We start from the raw sequence: 279 nt of genomic DNA on the forward strand, positions 1-279 counted from the left end.
CAGCCATGGCGGCGGAACCCTCCCGCAAGGTCGTGACCACCCAAAATGGCGATTATTTCGGCTTCGATCTCAGGACGGAGCAAAACGTCTCGTTGGAGCAATGCGGCGAGATTTGCGCCGGGGACACATCCTGCAAGGCCTTTACCTACAATCCAAAGGTGAAATGGTGCTTCCTCAAATCTGATTTCAATCAGCTGAACGCCTTCCCCGGTGCGGTTGCCGGCAAGATTGTCGAAGTGGCGACGGAAGCCGATATCGGCGCGCCGCCGCGCCTGTCCT

1 protein-coding gene is annotated in these 279 nt (G+C 58.1%); it reads left to right on the top strand.

The annotated features are described in order from the left end of the window. A partial coding sequence (locus EN804_RS36815) for a PAN/Apple domain-containing protein (RefSeq protein ID WP_246693567.1) occupies positions 1 to 279 on the top strand: 279 nt, incomplete at both ends.

Source organism: Mesorhizobium sp. M8A.F.Ca.ET.161.01.1.1 (genome assembly GCF_004792105.1).
Lineage (GTDB): Bacteria > Pseudomonadota > Alphaproteobacteria > Rhizobiales > Rhizobiaceae > Mesorhizobium.